Below are 3163 nucleotides of genomic sequence, written 5' to 3' on the forward strand. Positions count from 1 at the left end.
CTTTCAACTTGCGCAACACGGTATAAATAACTCTCTGGCAAACCATATCGCACTGCCGTCTGCCGTATCGCTTGATTAACAGCAGGACTATAACGGGTCATTGAACCTTACTCCTTAAAAATCTTCCCGCTTCTCCTGCCATTACCGAAGAAATGAAATGCCACAAATGGTCACTAACGATTCCTGCTTTATGTAATCGTATAAATCTTTGTAACATTTGAGCAACTTCCTGCTGGTTCATACCTTTAACGCCAAAAGTTGCTAATTTCGCTATATCACGTTCAAGTATTTGTCTCTCTTTTTGAGGTAATTTCCTAATCGTATCAGATAAAATATTTTGTGTAATCTTTGCCCCTGCACGTGCTGTACTAACTTTCCCGTACGGTAGATTAACACCTGTTAAATAATTAGGTTCGGGCGTTCCCTGAAACGGTTTTAGGGCTCTTTGCGCCGCATCTTCATAGAACCTTTCATCCTCTACAGCTTTTCTAAACCCATGAATGTTTTTAGAGCTTAAAGATCTGCTTAGATTATCTGACATACGACCCGTTTGTAAAATATTCGAAAGTCTATTAACAGGACGCGAACCTTTTAATAGATCATCAATATAGTCTCTCATCCCTACATGATAAGTATTGAGACCACTAGACATTGCTCCTTTACGAAGACCTTCTTTAATCCCCTCTCCAGAAACATCTCTCTGTACAATGTTTTTGCCTTGTTCTATCGCTTCTTGAAAACCTTTATATTTTTCTACACTAGCCCGCGCTGCTTTGTAAGTAGAGGAGATTTCATCCGTTATCTTTACCAAATTATTCTTAAGTATTTGGTACCCTGTAGCCTTTTGTTTATCACCAAAATTCCGGGACTTTTCGATTAAATCATCAATAGATTTCTTCGTTTGATCTAATAACGCCATTGTGGGTTTATAGTTTATATGGATAAAATCTTTATCATAAAATCGTTGAGCAATTGCTGTGCGCGGGTCTCCTTCTAAGGTGTCAACTGCTTCTTTTACAGCGTTTTGAAACCATTTATTTTTGAAAAGCCTATTAAGAGCTGGATAATGCTTTTTTGCTATGGGAGTTTGCATTGCTTCTGCATAAAGATGTTTATATTCTTTTTCTCCTTGCTCTTGAAGCACCCTTTTTAAAACTTTCGTATCTTGAAGAGGTGTAATGTTTTCATCTGCCGATTGACCAATACGGTGAATAGCATTCTGCACTCGTTCCCCATGTGCTCCTTTCAAAAGTTCAGAAACATGCACATTTGTCTTCCCCATATTCGCAAGGGATACTTCTAAATTTGGACTAATATCTGTCAAAAATGCATGGCGGGGCGCAGAGCCAAGACGCTCTGCAACATTCTCAACACCATCATCATATAATGTTTTTGCAACTTCCCTAACGGCTTTGGTTTCAACTTCCTTATGAGCAGGATTAAAACGCCCTCCTTTCATAAAGGGAATATAGGGAACATGTTGCAATCCCCTTGCCATTTTTTTTGTACCCCAAGAAGCAACTGTACCGGCAAGAGAACCAACAGGACCAGCTACTGTTCCAATACCACCACCAAACCCTGCCGATATAAGACGACCAGAAAGCCCCTCTCCCGCCCCTGAACCATGTAAAGCTCCTGAACCTGCTCCTAAAAGCGCCGCATTACCAAGATTTCTAAGTGTTGACATATGCTTTGCAAGAGCCAAAGCCCTTAATGGAGGCACAAAAAGTGAGAGTCCTGTCGGTACAAGTGAACCAACAGCATAAGCTATAGAGGACCAAATAGGATATTTCTCTTGCAAAGCTTTTTGGTAAGCACGTTCCTTGGCTACCCGTCTATTATATATCTCCTCTGCTTTCTTATCACCACGCCAATAATCTATAAAACCCGATTCATTCGCTGCTTTCATCTCGTCAAAATAATCTGCCATCGCACCAGACGCGCTATTTCTCATAACAGCATTCCGCCACGTAAGATCTTTATCATCAAATGAAAAATCATCTGTTGTAGTTGATTGATCTTTTGTGTTTTGTTGACTTTCAGAAAAAGAATTAGATAGCTTCGCAATCTCAGCAGGATCTTCAACTACGCGGAAACGTTTCCCATTCTTAGCATATACATATTGAGATGAAGATGAACTGTTAGCATGTAACTTTATAATTTTTTCAATCTCAGCAGGATCTTCAACTACGCGAAAACGCTTCCCATTCTTGGCATATACATATTGAGAACGCATCTTCTCAGAAATGTTATAAGGGTCCATTACTATTTAATCCTCAACCAAAAATTTACCACTAGAACTGTCCCTAAAATAAGGTACGTTATCCTTAATAGATGCCTCTTCTAAACTCATCTTTGGTATATTTATCAAATTCCCTTGTGATAGTTGCGAACCACTTCCAAATGCTTCATCCACATCCGCAGCTGTTATGTTATCATTCATCAAAATAGCTAATTGCGCATCTGTTGCTTTGTTATAAATCTCCTGTAAACGTTGCAAATTCCTTATAAGCTCTTGAGGAGATAAACTCTGTTGCAAAGCAACATAAACATTTTCTAATCTTACACCTTCCTTATCAGTCAAATTACCCAATCCTGAAGCACCATTAGGTGATAGCGCTTTAATCCTCTCTAGCCTGTGAAGCATTGCTCCTCCCCTGATTGTTTCAAGATGATCCCTTAAACGTGCTGCCGGTGTGTTCCACAAATTCTGTAAAAATTGACCAATTGGACCAGTAGATGACTTAGGATTTTCCTTAAGTATCTCAAGAGCCGAATTTATTGCATGTGATGTACTTTCTCTCATAATTTTCGCATCTACTATTTGTAATTTTTTCAACTGTTCACGCTTTTGCATATCTTCATGTGCTTTTCCACCTTCAACCGTAACATATCTATATCCACCTGGTGCATTAGGATCTTCCACAAGCATCCTACCGTCATTGGTAAATTGTGGATTCTTGTTTCCACCGTTGATCGTTTGTGCCAAAAACGCATTCAACGCATCTTTATTCCCAGCCATGAACCGCGCCTCTTCTTCACTGTACCCTTTAGATTTTAGATACTCGACAGTCTGGTTAACCTGTCCTCTTTTTTCTCTTTCCATATCACCACGACGAAGATTCATAGCTGCATTCGCTAAACTTTGTGCTATCGTCCCATC

The 3163-nt window shown here is 39.5% G+C and carries 1 protein-coding gene and 2 pseudogenes; all 3 read right to left on the reverse strand.

Annotation, left to right across the window (positions count from 1 at the left end; genetic code table 11):
* Positions 1-101, reverse strand: a pseudogene (locus ACFIKJ_RS08880) (lytic transglycosylase); the annotation flags it as partial.
* The gene (locus ACFIKJ_RS08885) at positions 98-2263 is read right to left on the reverse strand and encodes a glycine zipper family protein (RefSeq protein WP_375637086.1); all 2166 of its coding nucleotides are present in this window, start codon (positions 2261-2263) and stop codon (positions 98-100) included. The pseudogene ACFIKJ_RS08880 and the gene ACFIKJ_RS08885, both read right to left, overlap by 4 nt.
* Positions 2264-2269: 6 nt before the next feature.
* Positions 2270-3163 (reverse strand): annotated as a pseudogene (locus ACFIKJ_RS08890) (hypothetical protein); the annotation flags it as partial.

It is taken from the genome of Bartonella sp. PS7NMGDW (assembly GCF_042193585.1).
Classification (GTDB): Bacteria; Pseudomonadota; Alphaproteobacteria; order Rhizobiales; family Rhizobiaceae; genus Bartonella; species Bartonella grahamii.

What these genes read in the sequence shown, in the direction of transcription:
- ACFIKJ_RS08885 (WP_375637086.1), bottom strand. Translation starts at nt 2,263, where the DNA reads ATGGACCCTTATAACATTTCTGAGAAGATGCGTTCTCAATATGTATAT.